Source organism: Microcoleus sp. B7-D4 (assembly GCF_036705125.1).
In the GTDB taxonomy this organism is placed as follows: domain Bacteria; phylum Cyanobacteriota; class Cyanobacteriia; order Cyanobacteriales; family Microcoleaceae; genus Microcoleus.
In genome coordinates this window covers 1-17,811 of record NZ_JAUBTT010000048.1, presented here as the reverse complement: position 1 = coordinate 17,811, position 17,811 = coordinate 1, and the positions used below count along the sequence as shown (strand labels likewise).

General features: G+C 46.1%; 13 protein-coding genes. 4 read left to right on the top strand and 9 right to left on the bottom strand.

Annotation, left to right across the window (positions count from 1 at the left end; translation table 11 throughout):
• Positions 1–52: 52 nt before the first annotated feature.
• The 8 genes from QUB12_RS19580 to QUB12_RS19545 all read right to left on the bottom strand — a co-directional run bounded on the left by QUB12_RS19580 (position 53) and on the right by QUB12_RS19545 (position 12,716).
• Positions 53–745 (bottom strand): response regulator transcription factor, encoded by a 693-nt coding sequence (locus QUB12_RS19580; protein WP_333140172.1) that lies wholly within the window; start codon positions 743–745, stop codon positions 53–55.
• A 159-nt stretch (positions 746–904) separates the two neighbouring features.
• The gene (map, locus tag QUB12_RS19575; RefSeq protein WP_333102021.1) at positions 905–1,732 is read right to left on the bottom strand and encodes a type I methionyl aminopeptidase; all 828 of its coding nucleotides are present in this window, start codon (positions 1,730–1,732) and stop codon (positions 905–907) included.
• A 278-nt stretch (positions 1,733–2,010) separates the two neighbouring features.
• Positions 2,011–4,080, bottom strand: a complete 2,070-nt coding sequence (locus QUB12_RS19570; RefSeq protein WP_333308049.1) for a response regulator — start codon at positions 4,078–4,080, stop codon at positions 2,011–2,013.
• A 7-nt stretch (positions 4,081–4,087) separates the two neighbouring features.
• On the bottom strand, positions 4,088–4,813 hold the full coding sequence (locus QUB12_RS19565) for a chemotaxis protein CheB (protein WP_333308048.1): 726 nt from the start codon (positions 4,811–4,813) through the stop codon (positions 4,088–4,090).
• Positions 4,767–5,594: a protein-glutamate O-methyltransferase CheR gene (locus QUB12_RS19560; protein WP_333140179.1), complete on the bottom strand. Its 828-nt coding sequence runs from the start codon at positions 5,592–5,594 to the stop codon at positions 4,767–4,769. The genes QUB12_RS19565 and QUB12_RS19560 overlap by 47 nt, the downstream gene beginning before the upstream one ends.
• A 143-nt stretch (positions 5,595–5,737) precedes the next feature.
• Positions 5,738–5,989, bottom strand: coding sequence for a hypothetical protein (locus QUB12_RS19555; protein WP_333308046.1), 252 nt, complete (start codon positions 5,987–5,989; stop codon positions 5,738–5,740).
• Complete coding sequence (locus QUB12_RS19550; protein WP_333308044.1) at positions 5,970–11,786, bottom strand: HAMP domain-containing protein; 5,817 nt, start codon at positions 11,784–11,786, stop codon at positions 5,970–5,972. The genes QUB12_RS19555 and QUB12_RS19550 overlap by 20 nt, the downstream gene beginning before the upstream one ends.
• A 249-nt stretch (positions 11,787–12,035) precedes the next feature.
• Positions 12,036–12,716, bottom strand: coding sequence for a hypothetical protein (locus tag QUB12_RS19545; RefSeq protein ID WP_333102014.1), 681 nt, complete (start codon positions 12,714–12,716; stop codon positions 12,036–12,038).
• A 178-nt stretch (positions 12,717–12,894) separates the two neighbouring features.
• Here QUB12_RS19545 and QUB12_RS19540 point away from each other — a divergent pair, with 178 nt between their 5' ends.
• Positions 12,895–13,077: a hypothetical protein gene (locus tag QUB12_RS19540; protein ID WP_333308041.1), complete on the top strand. Its 183-nt coding sequence runs from the start codon at positions 12,895–12,897 to the stop codon at positions 13,075–13,077.
• Positions 13,078–13,178: 101 nt separating this feature from the next.
• Here the strand turns inward: QUB12_RS19540 and QUB12_RS19535 are convergent, their stop codons facing one another.
• The gene (locus QUB12_RS19535; protein ID WP_333140185.1) at positions 13,179–15,293 is read right to left on the bottom strand and encodes an FAD-dependent oxidoreductase; all 2,115 of its coding nucleotides are present in this window, start codon (positions 15,291–15,293) and stop codon (positions 13,179–13,181) included.
• A gap of 152 nt (positions 15,294–15,445) precedes the next feature.
• On the opposite strand from QUB12_RS19535, the gene QUB12_RS19530 reads away from it, so the two are divergent.
• The 3 genes from QUB12_RS19530 (at position 15,446) to QUB12_RS19520 (ending at position 17,700) form a co-directional block, all read left to right on the top strand.
• On the top strand, positions 15,446–15,967 hold the full coding sequence (locus tag QUB12_RS19530; protein ID WP_333300254.1) for a hypothetical protein: 522 nt from the start codon (positions 15,446–15,448) through the stop codon (positions 15,965–15,967).
• Positions 15,968–16,058: 91 nt separating this feature from the next.
• The gene (locus QUB12_RS19525; RefSeq protein ID WP_333140189.1) at positions 16,059–16,823 is read left to right on the top strand and encodes an aldolase/citrate lyase family protein; all 765 of its coding nucleotides are present in this window, start codon (positions 16,059–16,061) and stop codon (positions 16,821–16,823) included.
• Between the two features lie 208 nt (positions 16,824–17,031).
• On the top strand, positions 17,032–17,700 hold the full coding sequence (locus QUB12_RS19520) for a 2OG-Fe dioxygenase family protein (RefSeq protein WP_333140191.1): 669 nt from the start codon (positions 17,032–17,034) through the stop codon (positions 17,698–17,700).
• Positions 17,701–17,811: the final 111 nt, after the last annotated feature.

The following is a 17,811-nucleotide window of genomic DNA, read 5'->3' as shown; positions in this document are numbered from 1 at the left end:
CCTGGTAACGCCGATGGCCGAGGGAGAGCCTCCAGCCAAGTCGAGAGGGCCCCTATTTCGTCAAGCCGTGTTCGAGAGCGAAGCGAACCAACTCAGTACGGCTGTTAGTACCCGTCTTGCTAAACAAACGGCTGACGTACTTTTCCACATTACGCACGCTAGTTTCCAAGCGGCGGGCAATTTCCTTATTCATCAAACCTTGAGCAACCAAATCCAAAACACTTTGTTCTCGCGGAGTCAAATCAATTTTAATCGGCGAAGGACTTTGGGCGATCGAACTCCGCCCACTCAGCAAAGACTCAATTCTCGCCATTTGGCTTGTCAAAGCAGCAATATCTGGACTTTCAGCACTTTCGCTCGTCTCCTTAGCAGCCGCGCGGCGGGCGAGCAAATTCGTTACTATTGCTACTAATTCGTCGGGATCGAAGGGCTTAGAAAGATAAGCATCGCAGCCTGCTTGATAGCCTTGAATGCGATCGCTCGTCATCCCCTTAGCCGTCAAAAACACCACCGGCAAAGCCTTATAGCGAGGATCTTCCCGCACTTGCTTGAGAAATTGATAACCGTCCACCTGGGGCATCATAATGTCTGAAATCACCAAATCGGGATTAGTCTGCTGCAAGAGTTCCCACCCATCCCGAGCATTACTGGCAACCTCAACCGCAAAATCGCTATCTTCCAAATAAGCTTGTACTGCTTCCCGCAAGCCCGGTTCATCGTCTACCAATAATAATCGTGCTGACATCTCTGTTACCTTCTTAATAGTGTAAATATTGTAGGTTGGGTTGAGGAACGAAACCCAAATCTTCATTTTAAATAAGGTGTTGGGTTTCGCCATCGCTCAACCCAACCTACAGAATAAAAACTTTAGCTCAAAACTCAAAACTATTGTCTTTTTTTCCCCTTAAACTTTTGAACGATCGGTCAAAATTTCATAGCCAGTTTCTGTCACCAACACAGTATGCTCAAACTGAGCAGACATAGCATTGTCAACGGTTACAGCAGTCCACTTGTCAGAAAGCGTCCGAGTGTACTTAGAACCCGCATTCAGAATCGGTTCGATCGCCAATGTCATGCCGGCTCGCAATTTCACGTTCGGCATTTCCCGCGTGCGGAAATTGAAAACCGACGGTTCCTCGTGCAAATTTCGCCCGACACCGTGGCCGGTAAACTCCTCAACGATGTTAAAACCGTTGCTTTTGACATGATCTTCGATCGCACCCGCCAGATCGAGCAAATAGGCTCCAGCCTTCACTTGTTCGATGCCTTTGTAGAGAGCTTCTTCTGCGACTCGGATTAATTTTGCCGATTCGGGAGTCACTTCCACAACTGCGATCGTAATGCAAGAATCGCCGTGAAAACCTTGGTAATATGCCCCCGTATCTACCTTGAGAACATCTCCGGCCCGAATTACTTTTTTGGCGCTGGGGATGCCGTGAACAACTTCGTTATTAATGCTAGAGCAAATCGATCCGGGAAAACCGTGATAGCCTTTAAAACTCGGAGTTGCCCCCATAGCACGGATGCGTTTTTCGGCATAAGCATCCAAATCAGCAGTAGTCATTCCCGGTTTCACCATTTGGGAAATTTCTTTGAGTACCGTTGCAACGATTTTCGCTGCCTGTCGCATAATTTCGATTTCGCGTTCCGACTTAATTTCAATGCCTCGACGCTGTTTTTTGACTTGGGGTGCTTGAGTTGGGCTAGAAAGCAGACTGCTAAAAATATTCATGAATTGATGGGCGGGTAATTTTGTACTTTGACGGCAGGTTGAAGCAAAAAAAACGGTAAATATCCAGTTTTTTGTGGAAAAACGGGTGTCTTGTTCCGAACTGTCGATCGCGTTTCCTTTTAGCTAGCTTAATATTTTTCTCAGTAATCAGCACGGGATTGGGGGTCAACAAAGCGGTTTTAACCGCCGATTCCCTTGGAAATCACCGAATAGCACTATTGTCAATCAGCCTTCACGGACGGGCTCTCCTGCCCAACCCCTACTCCCCACAATAAAATCTAATCTTTGTGGAACAGGCATCTTGCCTGTTCTTGAGCATCGTGCAAGATGTGAGTTGGATCGGGATTTCCGAGGATTCCTGTGAGGTTAGCAATTGCGGCAATTAATTTATTTATGTCAACTGGTTTAGATAAGTGCATCTGGAAACCAGCTTCCAGCGCTTGCTGGCGCTCTTCCTCTCTCGCGTAGGCCGTCAGAGCGATCGCAGGCATCTTTCCACCCCTGAGCACTTCCATTTCTCTCACCCGCGCCATCAACTCATAGCCGTCTGCTTCCGGCATTCCAATGTCGCTCAGCAGTAGATCCGGCCAATAACTCTCCAGTGCAGCTAGAGCCCCGGCCACCGATGATGCCGATCGCACAATAGCTCCCTGATCCTCGAGTAAAGCAATCAAAAACTCCCGCGTGTCATCGTCATCATCCACCACCAGCAATTGCAAATTAGCCAGAGTGGGGAGAACCTCTGTCGCGTCATTGAGGGGCGACCAAGCATCCCCTGCACCTTGGGTCTTCCTCTGTGCAACAGGTAAAGCCACCGTAAATTTCGCACCCTCGCCCGGATTATTCTCTGCATACACCTTACCGCCGTGCTGTTCCACCAAGTGACGGACGATCGCCAATCCCAGTCCCAAACCCCCGTAAGACCTAGTTGTGCTGCTATCAGCTTGGCGGAAGCGATCGAAAACATAAGGCAAAAAATCAGGAGCGATACCAATGCCGCTATCAATTATCTGAATGTGAGCCTCATCTCCAACTGACTCTAACCGCACCTCTACTTTACCCTCTTGCGGACTAAACTTAATGGCATTTGACAGCAAATTCCACACAATTTGCTGCAAGCGATCGGGATCGCCGATAACTTCACCTACATTGGGACTGCACGTTAATTCTATGACTATTGATTTTTCCTCAGTCAGCGGCTGCAAAGAATCTATTGCTAGCTTAATCGCAGATTCCAACCGAATCGGATGCTTATTTAAATTTAGTTTGCCCCGCAGAATCCGCGAAACATCTAAAATATCTTCAATGAGTTGCGCTTGAGATTTAGCATTGCGCTCAATTGTTTCTAGGGCTTTCTCAATAGTGTCTTGGTCAAATTTTTTGGAACGAAGCAGCCTAGACCAGCCGAGAATGGCATTTAAAGGAGTGCGGAGTTCGTGAGAGAGAATAGCTAGAAATTCATCCTTCATCTGGTTAGCTCTCTCCGCTTCTTGCCGCGCCACTTGTTCGCGGATTAGTCTCCCGCGTTCTTCCTCTGCTTGCTTGCGGTCTGTGACATCTCTAACCGTGCCCACGTGACCGATCAGTTTTCCAAAATCCGAAAACATTGGCGACGACTGCACGTGAATCCAACGCACAGTTTCGCTACCAGCTAATCGAAACTCGTTAGAATATTCCTGGCTTTCTTTAATCCAAGCTAACCAATCTGCTACTACGCGGTCGCGATCTTCTGGATGAACTTCCCGCTGCCAAACCTCTACCAAACTTTCCTCCAAAGTTAACCCGCAAATCGCTTGACAACGCGGGTTGATGTAAGTACAGCGGCCTTCAACGTCAGCTAAGTAAATTCCCAGCGGCGAACAAGCACACAAAGTGCGAAACCGCTCTTCACTTTTACTTAGTTCACTATTAACAGCAGCTAACTGTGTTGCTTGCTGTTTCACCTCGACTGTTTTTTGGAACAATTCCACAAATACCTGCACCTTCGAGGTCAATATTTCCGGTTCCAAGGGTTTGAACAGGTAATCCACCGCACCCAGAGAATAACCTTTAAACACGTGAGTGTCATTACTGCTGAATGCTGTGATAAAAATAATCGGAGTCGAGCGCGATCGATCTCTAGAGCGAATCAATGTTGCTGTCTCAAATCCATCCATTCCCGGCATCTGCACATCAAGCAAAATTACCGCAAAATCTTCATTAAGCAGACATCTCAGAGCCTCCGCGCCCGAATTAGCTTGTACTAGATGATAAGAGGGGCTGTTGAGGATAGCTTCTAAAGCTACCAAATTTTCTGGGCGATCGTCAACTAAAAGGACATTTACTCGATGGGGGGACTGCAGATTCATAAATTTTTTAATCTTTAATTCTTAGCAAGTTGACTAAACAGGGAGCGATTTTAGAGAGGGGTAAAATCCAGTCTACTTCAACATTTGCGATCGCCGACGCTGGCATGGTCGCGCATAGGGCCGAAGCCGGTTCCTCCACAAATGTCAATCCTCCCTCAGCTTTAATTTTTGCCAGCCCTTTACTGCCATCCGAATTAGCTCCCGTTAAAATTATGCCGATCGCTTTCTCCCCAAAGGCATCCGCAGCAGACTCAAACAGCACATCGATTGAGGGCCGCGCGTAGGAGACAGGGCCCTCAGTTGATAGTGCAAATGTAGGAGCTCCGCCATTGGGGATTGGGGATTTTGAATTATGGGTTGACTCCACTGCCACGCCCCCCCATTCTGTAAAGTCGTTTTCATGCAGGCTAAACTCCTCCTCAGAGGGCGATTCTATTAGCAAGTGATAGTCAGCAGGAGCCAAGTAAACCCGTCCCGGTGCGATCGGCTCTTTGTCTTGGGCCTCTGTGATTTGGAGAGAGCTTTGCTTTTGTAAAAAATAAGTAAGCCTATTCTGAGAACTCTTATGGCGGTGTTGGACAATAACTACAGGCAAAGGAAAGGTTGGTGGCAGATTTGCCAGCAGCACAGTCAGAGCCTCTAGCCCTCCCAAAGACGTGCCAACAACCACTATTTCAAAATTTTTTTTATTTAACTCTTCGGTAGATTTTATCACTACTTTCAATTGGTTCATAGTATTTTTCATAAGGTGTAAAAGTCAGAGACTCCTGATGTCCTAGTCCTAAAACCCCAAACATTCCCAGGCTCTCATAAAAAAGCTTGTGTACCCGCTCTTGGAGGTGTGAATTGAAATAAATCATCACATTACGGCATAAAATAACATTGAATTCATTAAAAGAATTATCCGTTGCTAGGTTGTGGTGAGCAAAGACAATATTATCTTTAAGTGAAGACCGAAAAATCGCATTTTCATAGGCAGCAGTGTAATACTCAGAAAACGCTTTCGTGCCCCCCGCTTGGTGGTAGAGTTGCGTATATTCTTGCATTTGTTTCAGCCGGAATATCCCTGTTTTTGCGGTTTTCAAAACTAATTCATTCATGTCCGTAGCGTAAATCCGACAACGGTCATACAGTCCTTCTTCTTGCAGCAAGATTGCCATAGAATAGACTTCTTCTCCCGTTGAACATCCAGCGTGCCAAATCCGAATAAAAGGATAAGTACGCAGCAGCGGCACCACTTTATTTCTGAAACTAATGTAAAAGCTGGGATCGCGAAACATCGCCGTTACATTGACAGAAATGTCCAGCAGTAAACGGTCTAGGTAAGCAGGATTGTGAAGTACCTTTTCCTGAAGTGCAGACACAGTGGTGAGCCGTTCCGAGCGAATAGTGTTCCAAATACGGCGCTTGAGAGAGGCAAGAGCATAATTGCGAAAATCAAATCCGTAATAGCGAAACATTCCCTCTAGTAAGAGTTGAATTTCGATTGTTTCAAGTTCATGGCTTTCGGACATTTGTAATTGGTAATTGGTTATTGGGCATTGTTGACTGTTCACTGTTGACTGTTCACTGTTGACTGTTGACTGTTAACTGTTGACTGTTAACTGTTGACTGTTCACTGTTGACTGTTCACTGTTGACGGTTGACTGTTGACTGTTCACTGTTCACTGTTCACTGTTGACTGTTGACTGTTCACTGTTAACTGCTGACTGCTGACTAATGACTGTTGACTAATGACTGTTGACTGTTGACTAATGACTAATGACAACTGCCAACTGACAACTGCCAACTGCCAACTGCCAACTGCCAACTGCCAACTGACAACTGCCAACTGACAACTGCCAACTGACAACTGCCAACAGTCAACTGCCAACTGACAACTGACTTCATTATCGATAAAGCCAGACACGCAGCAGCGAGAGCAACTGTTCCGTATCAACAGGTTTGGTAATATAGTCAGACGCACCAGCTTCGATACATTTTTCCCGATCGCCCTTCATAGCTTTCGCAGTAAGAGCAATCATTGGCAAGGAAGCAAATTGAGGCATTTTACGAATGGCTTGCATTGTTTCGTAACCGTCCATCTCTGGCATCATCACGTCCATCAACACAATATTTATGTCAGGCGTATTTTGCAATTTAGCAATGCCCTCTCTGCCATTCTCAGCATACTCAATTTGCATTTTATGGCGCTCCAGCATACTTGTGAGGGCGAAAATATTCCGCATATCGTCGTCAACAATCAAGACTGTTTTGCCCGCGAGCGTCGAATCTGTTTGATACAATTGCTCTAGCATTTGGCGCTTCGGTTCCGGCAAATCTGCTTGGACTCGGTGCAAAAACAAAGCTGTTTCATCTAACAAACGTTCCGGCGATCGCACATCTTTAACAATGATTGTTTCCGCCATCCGCTTGAGTTGAGTTTCTTCGGCTTTCGTCAAGTCTTTGCCCGTATAAATAATAATCGGCAGACTTTTTAAAATTGCATCTTGCTTGATTTGCTCGATCAGTTCAAAACCCGTCATATCTGGCAGTCCCAAATCGAGTACAACGCAGTCAAAATGCCCCGATCTTAAAGTTGCTAGCGCCTCTGCACCACTCCCCACAGCCGTTGTACAAACATCGTGATTGCCGATTAAATCCACAATGCCCAGACGCTGCGTTTCGTCGTCTTCCACGACTAGCAGATTCTTGACTCGCCGATCGACAAAACCCTTAATATCAGCCAAAGCTTTGCTCAAAGCTTCGCTGCTAACAGGTTTTTGCAAATAGGCGATCGCCCCTAACTGCAAACTGCGCTGCCGCCCTTCTTCAACTGATACAATGTGAACCGGAATGTGGCGCGTACTTGGGTCGTGCTTCAAGCGATCGAGCACTGTCCAGCCATCCATCACAGGCAAATTTAGATCCAGCATAATCGCAGTTGGCTTGAACTCTCGCGCCATCGCCAAACCGATATCGCTCCGCAAAGCCACCAAACCTTTAAAACCCTGTTCCTGCGCCATATCCAACAGAATCCGAGCGAAATTTACATCATCCTCGACGATCAACAGCACGCGATCGTCACTCTCAATATTTTCTCGGTCATCAGCGATAATCGGTGATGGATAAGGGGCGATCGGCAAGTGGAAATTCGGCGCAGGAACTGCGGAAGAAATAGCAGCCGGCAATTGAGCCGTTTGCTTGCCCCTTCCCGATCCCGTATCCTTCATTATTCGCGATTCTTGGTAAGTTTGCGGCAGATAAAGCGTGAACTTACTACCCTCACCAGGGCGACTTGTCAATTTAATTTCTCCGCCTAACAGATTAGCGATTTCTCTACTAATTGACAAACCCAAACCCGTGCCCCCGTATTTGCGGCTAGTGCTACCATCAGCTTGTTGGAAAGCCTCAAAAATAACCCTGTGTTTTTCAGCAGAAATCCCAATCCCCGTATCGCTAACTGAGAAAGCCAAAACAGTAGGGGAACTCGTTAAACTTTCTATTTCTAAATTCCACCCTGCCCGCGCTACTTCGACACGCAATTTCACCTCGCCCCGTTCTGTAAACTTAAACGCATTAGAGAGAAGATTCTTCAAAACTTGTTGCAGCCGTTTAGCATCAGTATAGAGACCTTTTGGCAACCCAGCCTCAAGCTCTAATTGAAAACTCAACTTCTTATCCTGGGCGATTTGGCGGAAAGTTCGATCCAAATGATCTCGCAAGTCCGTAAACAACACTTGCTCAATTTCCACTGACATCGTGCCTGATTCAATCTTAGCGAGATCCAAGATGTCATTAATCAGCCCCAGCAAATCATTTCCCGCCGAGTAAATTGTGCGCGTGTATTCAACTTGCTTCAGAGTCAAATTGCCTTCAGTATTGTCAGAAAGCAATCGAGCGAGAATCAACAGCGAATTCAGCGGAGTTCGCAACTCGTGAGACATATTTGCCAGAAACTCCGACTTATACTTAGAAGTTAGAGCCAACTGTTCCGCTCTTTCTTCCAACAACCCCCTCGCCTGTTCGATATCTCGGTTTTTCCGCTCAACTTCCTTATTTTGCAGCGCTAGCAATTCAGCTTGTTCTTCTAATTCTTCATTCGTTTGTTGCAACTCTTCCTGCTGACTCTTCAACAGTTCCTCAGATGCGCGGAGCGACTGCGCTTGTTGTTCGAGACGCTTGTTAGTTTCCGTTAGTTCCTTTTGCTGAGTTTGCAACTCTTCTGCCAAAGACTGCGACTGTTTCAGCAACTCTTCCGTCCGCATACTCGCCGCAATTGTATTTAAGACAATGGCAATACTTTCTGTAAGTTGGTCGAGAAATGTCAAGTGTATTTCGCTGAATCGGCGGAACGAAGCTAACTCGATTACTGCCGTCACTTGTCCCTCAAATAGTACGGGTAAAACCACGACATTCAACGGCGTAGATTCTCCCAGGCCCGATCCAATTTTAACGTAGTTTTCCGGCACCTCAGTCAACAGGATTCGTTCCTTTTCCAGGGCGCACTGTCCTACCAAACCTTCGCCTAAATGGAATCGGTTTCCTAACTGTTTGCGTTCGCGGTATGCGTAGGTACTTAACAGTTTGAGAAACGGATCGTGTTCCACAGCTTCCATCATAAAGAATACGCCATGCTGAGCCGATACCAGCGGCGTCAATTCTGATAGAATTAGTTTAGAAACAGTTTCTAAATCCCGCTGACCTTGTAGCATTCGAGTGAACTTAGCGAGGTTTGTTTTCAGCCAATCTTGCTCAGTATTCTTCTGCGTCGTCTCCCGGAGATTGGCAATCATCTGGTTAATGTTGTCCTTAACAATGGCAACTTCTCCTTCAGTGGCGACGGAAATTGACCTCGTTAAATCGCCTCTGGTAACAGCAATTGCCACTTCGGCGATCGCCCGCAGTTGAGTAGTCAAATTCGCCGCCAATTCATTCACATTATCCGTCAAATCTCGCCACGTCCCTGCCGCACCCGGAACCTTCGCCTGGCCGCCCAATTTCCCTTCAATTCCCACTTCCCGCGCCACTGTAGTAACTTGATCGGCAAACGTCGCCAGCGTATCAATCATCTCGTTAATCGTATCGGCCAGAGTCGCAATTTCTCCCTTAGCTTCCAGCATTAATTTGCGCTTCAAATCGCCATTCGCCACCGCCGTCACAACCTTAGCAATACCCCGCACTTGCGCGGTCAAATTCCCCGCCATCGAGTTTACATTGTCAGTTAAATCCTTCCAAGTTCCCGCAACTCCTTTCACCTCAGCTTGACCGCCCAATTTACCCTCAGTTCCCACCTCCCGCGCCACCCGCGTTACCTCAGAAGCGAAGGAATTAAGCTGATCCACCATCACGTTAATAGTGTCTTTCAGTTCAAGAATTTCGCCTTTGACATCAACGGTAATTTTCTTGGATAAATCCCCATTTGCCACCGCTTTCGTCACTTCCGCAATATTCCGCACCTGTGCCGTCAAATTCCCCGCCATCAAGTTAACATTATCAGTTAAATCTTTCCAAGTTCCCCCTACACCCCGCACATAAGCTTGCACACCTAATTTACCTTCCGTTCCCACTTCCCTAGCAACTCTGGTTACTTCAGATGCGAAGGAACTCAACTGATCCACCATGATGTTAATCGTGTTTTTCAGTTCGAGAATTTCCCCTTTAACATCTACTGTAATTTTCTTAGACAAGTCGCCATTTGCCACAGCCGTTGTCACTTCCGCAATGTTACGGACTTGGGCTGTTAAATTACCCGCCATCGAGTTAACTGAATCCGTTAAATCTTTCCAGGTTCCGGCAACTCCTTTAACTTCAGCTTGCACGCCTAATTTCCCTTCGGTTCCCACTTCCCTAGCAACCCTGGTTACTTCAGAAGCGAAGGAATTTAATTGATCCACCATCGTGTTGACGGTGTTTTTTAACTCCAGAATTTCACCTTTAACATCAACAGTAATTTTCTTCGACAAGTCGCCATTAGCCACAGCAGTTGTAACAGCAGCAATATTCCTTACTTGTTCGGTCAAACTACCAGCCATAAAATTAACTGAATCCGTTAAATCCTTCCAAGTTCCTGCTACGCCTCGGACATCTGCTTGACCGCCGAGTTTACCTTCCGAACCCACTTCCCTAGCAACCCTGGTTACTTCAGATGCGAAGGAATTAAGCTGATCCACCATCACGTTAATGGTGTTTTTCAGTTCTAAAATTTCGCCTTTAACCTGTACCGTAATTTTTTTAGATAAGTCACCGTTAGCAACAGCCGTCGTCACCTCAGCAATGTTGCGGACTTGTGCTGTTAAATTGCCGGCCATTGAGTTAACTGAATCCGTTAAATCTTTCCAAGTTCCTGCTACTTCTTGCACTTCAGCTTGTACGCCTAATTTCCCTTCCGTTCCCACTTCCCTAGCCACCCTGGTTACTTCAGATGCGAAGGAATTTAACTGGTCAACCATCGTGTTGACGGTGTTTTTGAGTTCGAGAATTTCCCCTTTAACATCTACTGTAATTTTCTTAGATAAATCGCCCTTTGCCACAGCGGTTGTTACTTCAGCGATGTTCCGCACTTGTGCTGTCAAACTGCCTGCCATGAAGTTAACGCTATCCGTTAAATCCTTCCAAGTTCCGGCAACTCCTTTAACTTCTGCTTGGCCGCCGAGTTTGCCTTCGGAACCTACTTCTCTCGCCACCCGCGTTACTTCAGATGCGAAGGAATTTAACTGATCCACCATGATGTTAATAGTGTTTTTTAACTCCAGAATTTCACCTTTAACATCTACTGTAATTTTTTTAGATAAGTCACCATTTGCCACAGCCGTCGTCACTTCCGCAATGTTCCGTACTTGTGCGGTAAGATTACCGGCCATTGAGTTAACTGAATCCGTTAAATCTTTCCAGGTTCCTGCAACTCCCCGCACTTCAGCTTGCACCCCTAATTTGCCTTCGGTTCCTACTTCCCTAGCAACTCTGGTTACTTCAGATGCGAAGGAACTCAACTGATCCACCATGATGTTAATCGTGTTTTTCAGTTCGAGAATTTCCCCTTTAACATCTACTGTAATTTTTTTGGATAAATCGCCATTTGCCACAGCGGTTGTCACGTCAGCAATGTTACGGACTTGGGCTGTTAAATTCCCCGCCATCGAGTTAACTGAATCCGTTAAATCTTTCCAAGTTCCTGCAACTCCTTTAACTTCAGCTTGCACGCCTAATTTCCCTTCGGTTCCCACTTCCCTAGCAACCCGCGTTACTTCCGACGCAAAGGAACTCAACTGGTCAACCATTGTGTTAACAATTTGCGCTGTTTGGAGGAATTCTCCTTTGAGGGGTCTGTCTTCTATTTCTAGGGCGATGGTTTGCGATAAATCTCCTTTTGCTACGGCCCGAATTACTCTGGCGGTTTCAGAGGTTGGTTGCACTAAATCTGTAATTAGGGTATTGACAGAGTTGACGCTAGCTGCCCATGACCCCTCGGCGCTGCCGATGGTGGCCCGCTGGGCGATTTTGCCTTCTTTACCGACAACTGTGCCGATGCGATCGAGTTCGGCCGCCATTCTCTCATTGAGTTCGATAATTTCGTTAAGTTCGTCAGCAATTTTCCCCGCTAGACCGGTCTGGTCTATGGGCATCCGAACTGAAAAGTCCCCTTTTTTGACGGCCACTAAGGTTCTGAGTAACTGTTTGGCATAACCATTATTGGAAGTGGGGCTTGTTATCTGTGCAGTTGACATGACCGTTACCTTTGACGAGTTTGAAGGGGAAGGGGGGAAAATTTTTGAGATTATTGATATTATCCAACTAAAGCAGTGTCTGATTGCTTCTATCGAAAGATGGATGACAAATTGCTGTTAATTGGTTATTGGTTAGTTGTTAGTGGTTATTGGTTAGTTGTTTCAGGTTTTTTAGTTCTGTTTTAGTTCACAGCTTGTGCCAACAGAATTATCCAACGACCCATTTCGATATCTGGGGGATTAACTCAGTTAATTGCTAAACTCTGCTGCATCAAGAATATCTCTTCCCAAGTGAACTGTATTGATGATGTGAGTTAATTTTCGACGCACTCGACTGAGGGGGTGATCGGGAAACTGGGCATCGTATTTAGGGTGATCTGCCAGGTTAAACAGTGCTATGTTGTCAAATTGAGGATCGTATGGATCTTTGACCCATCCCCTCATTTCACCTGTTTTAAGCACTCGACCAAAGATTGGATGTTCACAATATTCTTCGCCAACAGACTCGATTGTCAAGTTTGAATCTTCCACCATCATCACTAGCACTTCTTTACCTCCTGTAACTCCATGCTCTAAGCATTGCACTCGAATTACAAAGCTAAAATTTTCTCTGGGGATCAAAATAGTACCTCGATAACTACAACCGCTAGGTGTTTGAGGAGTTTTAATAATCAGTCTCCCGCAGGCGAGGTTATGGATATGAACAACATCAACCTCAACGATTCCACTTCCATGAGCATGGGCTAGTTGACGAAAATGATTTCGCAAGCCTTCAACTCCATTACAGGGAGCAGGAATATCGGGTTGAGCATTGAATAAGTTGAGTGCAAGAATATCCGTTTCTTTATCGATCCAGATTGCGGCTTCTGCTTCCTCTTGGTCAAGAGTCCAGTCTGTAAGGTCGAGTTGCAAAGATTTAAGATCGGGCATAGTTTTTATAAGATCGAGAGCGAATTTTTAGGGAAAAAAAATACAGGAAAATACTCGGAACCTAACAATTGTACTTCAGAAATTGTCATAATTCTAGATACTATTTTCTTGACTCTCCATTATACACCGTGCAAAAAACCCAGTTTCTCCGAAAAATCGTCGCTCTTTCTGAGGGATATTGACACAGAAACGGGAGCATCTCACCTTTGCGGCCAAGCTAGAAATTGGAGTTTTGAGGCAGGAGGCAGGAGGCAGGAGGCAGGAGGCAGGAGGCAGAAGGAAAGAGGAAGAAGGAAGGAGCCACAAGAAGGAAGGAGCCACAAGAAGGAAGGAGCCAGAAGAAGTATTTTTACAAATATGAGATGCTCCCACAGAAACGGGGTTTTTGACCCCGCCTGTGTAAGTCTTGGTAAAGTCAACGCGATGGTAGGTGTGTGCAGTGCGCCACTTACGGGATGGCGATTATTTCCAATTTTGCCACGAACTATTGAAAATAGAAGTACCCGGAAAGGCGATCGGATTAGCATTTTGTTGCAACCGCAACTGCAACACTTCCAAGTTTGGCTCGCGGGACGGCAATTCGTCCACTAATTCATAAGGGAGAATCCCTTTTTCTAGGGAAAAAGCAGCCGTAACTCCCGCCGCCACACCGGCAGACCATTCAAAAGAATGCACTCGATAAGCAGCGGCCGCTGTGTGGCTAACAGCAATACTTTTACCCGCCACTAACATATTGTCAATTTTCTGAGGAATCATTGCCCGCAGCGGAATTTGGAAGGGATAAGCTTGCCCTTGACCTTTGCGAGTGCCTTCCCGTTCGGTATTTCCCGGTGCTTCCGGCGGACTGTTAGTCATGCAGGGGTGAAAGTCGATCGCATAATGACCGATACCCACAGAATCAGGATAAATCGTAGCGCGCGATCGCGATTTTGTATCCTCAACAGATTGACTTCCCACAGCCAAAGCCGGCGCATTCAAACCACCCACAGCCAACCACAACTTCCGATACTCTTCCTCCGACAAATTCTCGCGATAAAAATCAGCCGTAAAGTCAGTGCGAGACATATCAACTTCCCACACCGTAAAACCTTGAGGCTGATTGAAACTCGGCCGCCCAATAATACGCCGGCCCTCCCGCATATAAGGATATTTAGAAAGTCCGTGCACCGTCCCCATCGGCGAATCCAAACCGCTCAAAAAACGATTGTTTGGATTAGGCTTTTTGACTCCCTCTCCTAGCTGCGAGTCAGTAGTTCCTGTTACCAGCCAGTAGAAAAATCCTTTGGCATTTTCCTCTCCTCTTCGCAAAGTTTCCGTTCGCAAACCGCCCATCCATCCCCCCGGTTGCAGTTGACCGGACTCTTGCAACTGCTCGCGAGTGTAAATTAAATTATCTTGAGAATTGCCGGGACGATAGTCATTGCCCCAAGTCCAGTTTTGCATCGAAATATCCCCCGGATAAATCGGGTATTGCTTCGGGTCGGAAGGTCGCTTTTGATCCGGTCTCATGCTCCTGATTTGGCGGTAGCTGAAAACTAAGGGAAAGCTCGCCAATCTCTGCAATTCGTAACTGTAGTAAGGAGCGTATTGTTGATAAAAAGACGGGACTTGATGCTGCTGCGGTTCCTTCGTTGCTTCCATCGCAAAGGTGTAGGTAAAACCTTGAGTGCAGTAAGGGTCGCCGGTGGGGCTGGCTGAGGAAGGTTCGAGAGGGGAACGCGGGTCAATTCCGAGGCGGTAGGGAACATCGGCAAGTCCGATCAATTCGCCTGTTTCAGTGGCATCTACAACGTACCAATCAGCACCCCCCCTACTGCCAGAAAGGGAGGAACTTGTGGAATTCCCCCCCCTTCTGGGGTTAGGGGGGGTTCCAGATGCTTTAGGAATAAACCGAATAATAGTTTTGTTAAATCGCGGAGAATTTTCGTAGCGATAGGCATCTTCGATAGTCTGAGAAAGAGTTTCGGTGTTGATTGGCGGGGTGTTGGGGGCGGGTTTGTGTTGAATGGCGATCGCACTTTTAATTTGTTGACCACCAACCGTATTCCCCGCCACAGCAGGAGTAATTGCTAGTTCTTTAATAACTGTATTGGGAAACCATTTCAGCGTGCCTTTGCCTTTTCTAGCGGCATCCTGCAAGATGTTAAATAGAATTTTGTGACCGTCGTAGGGCATGAAACACGAATAGCTAACCCAACAGCCTCCGGGATTTAGCCGGCCGTAATGTTCCTTGATCCGCTCCCGCAATTCTAGGTAGCCACGGGGGTAAAATAAGAGCGATCGCTGAGTATCTCTTTCATCGAGTGCGGAAGTTCCCTGGGAGGAAATTTGACCGCCTACCCAGTCAGTAATTTCAGTGAGACAAACTGTGCGCCCTGCCAGCAAACCTTCGTAAGCGGTAGCAGCGCCTGCAAGCCCGCCGCCTGCTACTAGAATGTCGCAAGTTTCTGCATTGTCTGGATTGCGACCCGGTGCGGCAAATACTGGCGAAATGTTCCCAATCGCGGAAATTATGCCGAGGGTGAGGCTAAGGATCGATCGACCTTTGAGCCAAAATAGATACTGTCGAAGTTTCATCGGAGATTGTGGAATTAATTTTGACATAGCGCGAAAAACACTCATCCCATCTAAATGTTTATTTTGCAGTATACTGGTATTTCGCGGTGTTGTCAGGGAAAACTTTTTTAGAGAAGAGGCATTAATACCAGCAACAACTATTGAACAGCCGGATGAACATTATGCTCAAAATAGTCAAATTTTTTAGGTTATTTATTCCTTTTGAGAGTTTAACAATTACCACCAGTTTGACTTATTCGGAAGTTTTACGCAGGTTGGACGAAGTTGTTACTCCTCCAAAAGTTTTTAGAATAATTATACCCTTTGGGCCGCCACCTGCGAAACCCTATGAAGGAACGATTTCTGGCAAAACCTTCAAAATCAATCGCATCATCATCGGGAGACATTTATTGTTCCCAATTATACAAGGAGATATACATACTCAACAATTCGGTTGTTCCATCAAAATTAGGATGAGTTTACATAAAACAGTTATAGGACTTCTGATTCTTTGGCTGTGGACAACTGGCAGTATTGGAATGTTTGCTTTATTTGCTTGGTTAGTAGAACCATCCGTGGGAGCCATATTTTTACCAATCTTAGGAATGTTTATTGTTGGCTGGCTTTTGTGCTTGATTCCCTTTAAGAGAGAAGCAAAAGCAGCTACAAAATTTTTGTCTATTCTGTTAACCTAAAGTAATTCATTACGACAATATTTTAGCTGTATTATTAAAAGCAATCTGGCTTCATCTGCGCTAAAAAAAACTCAATTTTCCGGGATTACCCATGCGTCAAAACCAACTGAAACAAAAAATTAAACAAGGCGAAACAGTCCTCGGTTTATTTATGAACTGCGCTTATCCCGCATTCATAGAAATATGCGGTCACGCTGGATTCGACTTTGCGGTTATCGATATGGAACACGGGCCCCTGAACCCGCTTGCTGCTGAAGATTTGTGTCGCGCCGCCGACTGCACTGGAATTGCACCGATTATTCGCGTCCGCAAAAACGACGGGCCGCAAATTCAACGAGCTCTCGACATCGGCAGTGCAGGCGTTCAAGTACCTCAAATTGAAAGCAAAATCGATGCCGAAACCGCTGTCAAAAGCGCTAAATACAGTCCTCTGGGCACGCGAGGCCTTTCCTTCGCTACGCGGGCGGGACTTTACACCGCCGCAGGTACAAATATCACCGACAAACTCAACGAAGAATCCTTAGTTGTGATTCATGTCGAAGGCAAAGCTGGCATCGACAACCTGGCAGAAATTGTTACTGTGCCAGAGGTTGACGTGATTTTTCTGGGGCCTTACGATCTGTCGCAGTCGATCGGCATTCCCGGCCAAGTCCGCGATCCCCGCGTCATCGACATGATGCAGGAGGCAGTGCAAACCATCCGCAAAGCAGGCAAAGCCGCCGGTACTTTTGCCGAAAACCCCGAAATCGCCCAGCAGTGGATTGATGCTGGCGTTCAGTACGTCGCACTTGGGGTCGATGTTGCCGTTTTCCTGCGGGCCTGTCAGTCGCTGGTGAAAGCAGTCAATCGATTTTAGATTTTAGATTTTAGATTTTAGATTTTAGATTGGGGATTTTGGATTAAAAGAAGAACCAGCCCCGGATTCATCTTGCAAGCTTTACGATATCTTTGCAATTTTTGTAGTGTCTTTTACGACACATACAAAAAACCTGCGCTAGAGTAGAAGCATACACCTCCTCCCGGCAAAATTAGGGAGGGGAGCAAGGCTTCAGGGAGTAAAATCTATGAAAACCGTATTAGAATCCATTCATTTGGATTATGCTTTCATGTTTACTTTCAAAAAAGTAAACTCGATTAAGCTAGAAGGTTTCAAGGAATTTTTTGACGATATGCCTGTCGATCCGTATGTGAAAGGTAAGTATCGTTCGAGAAGATTATCGCGGTTTGCAGTCAACGGAAATGAGTTAGTTAAGTTACCTCACGGCTATTTGTTTCAAAGCAAAACATACAATCCGCTAGTGGGTGATATCAGGCGGGAATTTGCCGAATTGGACGATCGACTAATTGCCCTCGATAATTTCAAACAGATGATTTTTGCTTTTTTCGATTCCTGCAAAATTCACCCGGAAGCTGAAATCGGCATCCATCAAATCAGGACGACTTGTTCACCAAACAATTTCGGCAACCCCGCACCGGAAGGCATTCACCAAGACGGTACTGACTTTATCGGAATTTTCTCGGTGGACAGAACTAATATTGTAGGCGGGGAAACGCATTTGTACTTGGCTAAAAGAGAGAAGCCTGTTTTTAATAAAATTCTGCATCCGGGAGAATTGCTGTTAGTTAACGACCACGAGTTTTTCCACTTTACTACGCCGATTAAACCGGAATCTGAAGGAGTGGGAACCAGGGATGTCTTTGTGCTGACTTCTCCGAGTTTGCTTACCGATTGAGGATACAGTCTGGGACGAATAACCTAATGATGTAATACCAATTTAATGTGAAGTTGCACATATCTCGATCCCCCTCGCATACCCCCTACTCCCCCTGATTGTTGGGGAGTA

Coding starts and splice junctions, on each gene's coding strand:
- QUB12_RS19550 (WP_333308044.1), bottom strand. CDS start 11,786: ATGTCAACTGCACAGATAACAAGCCCCACTTCCAATAATGGTTATGCC.
- QUB12_RS19535 (WP_333140185.1), bottom strand. CDS start 15,293: ATGAAACTTCGACAGTATCTATTTTGGCTCAAAGGTCGATCGATCCTT.
- QUB12_RS19560 (WP_333140179.1), bottom strand. CDS start 5,594: ATGTCCGAAAGCCATGAACTTGAAACAATCGAAATTCAACTCTTACTA.
- QUB12_RS19525 (WP_333140189.1), top strand. CDS start 16,059: ATGCGTCAAAACCAACTGAAACAAAAAATTAAACAAGGCGAAACAGTC.
- QUB12_RS19580 (WP_333140172.1), bottom strand. CDS start 745: ATGTCAGCACGATTATTATTGGTAGACGATGAACCGGGCTTGCGGGAA.
- QUB12_RS19545 (WP_333102014.1), bottom strand. CDS start 12,716: ATGCCCGATCTTAAATCTTTGCAACTCGACCTTACAGACTGGACTCTT.
- QUB12_RS19565 (WP_333308048.1), bottom strand. CDS start 4,813: ATGAACCAATTGAAAGTAGTGATAAAATCTACCGAAGAGTTAAATAAA.
- QUB12_RS19570 (WP_333308049.1), bottom strand. CDS start 4,080: ATGAATCTGCAGTCCCCCCATCGAGTAAATGTCCTTTTAGTTGACGAT.
- QUB12_RS19530 (WP_333300254.1), top strand. CDS start 15,446: ATGAACATTATGCTCAAAATAGTCAAATTTTTTAGGTTATTTATTCCT.
- QUB12_RS19520 (WP_333140191.1), top strand. CDS start 17,032: ATGAAAACCGTATTAGAATCCATTCATTTGGATTATGCTTTCATGTTT.
- map (WP_333102021.1), bottom strand. CDS start 1,732: ATGAATATTTTTAGCAGTCTGCTTTCTAGCCCAACTCAAGCACCCCAA.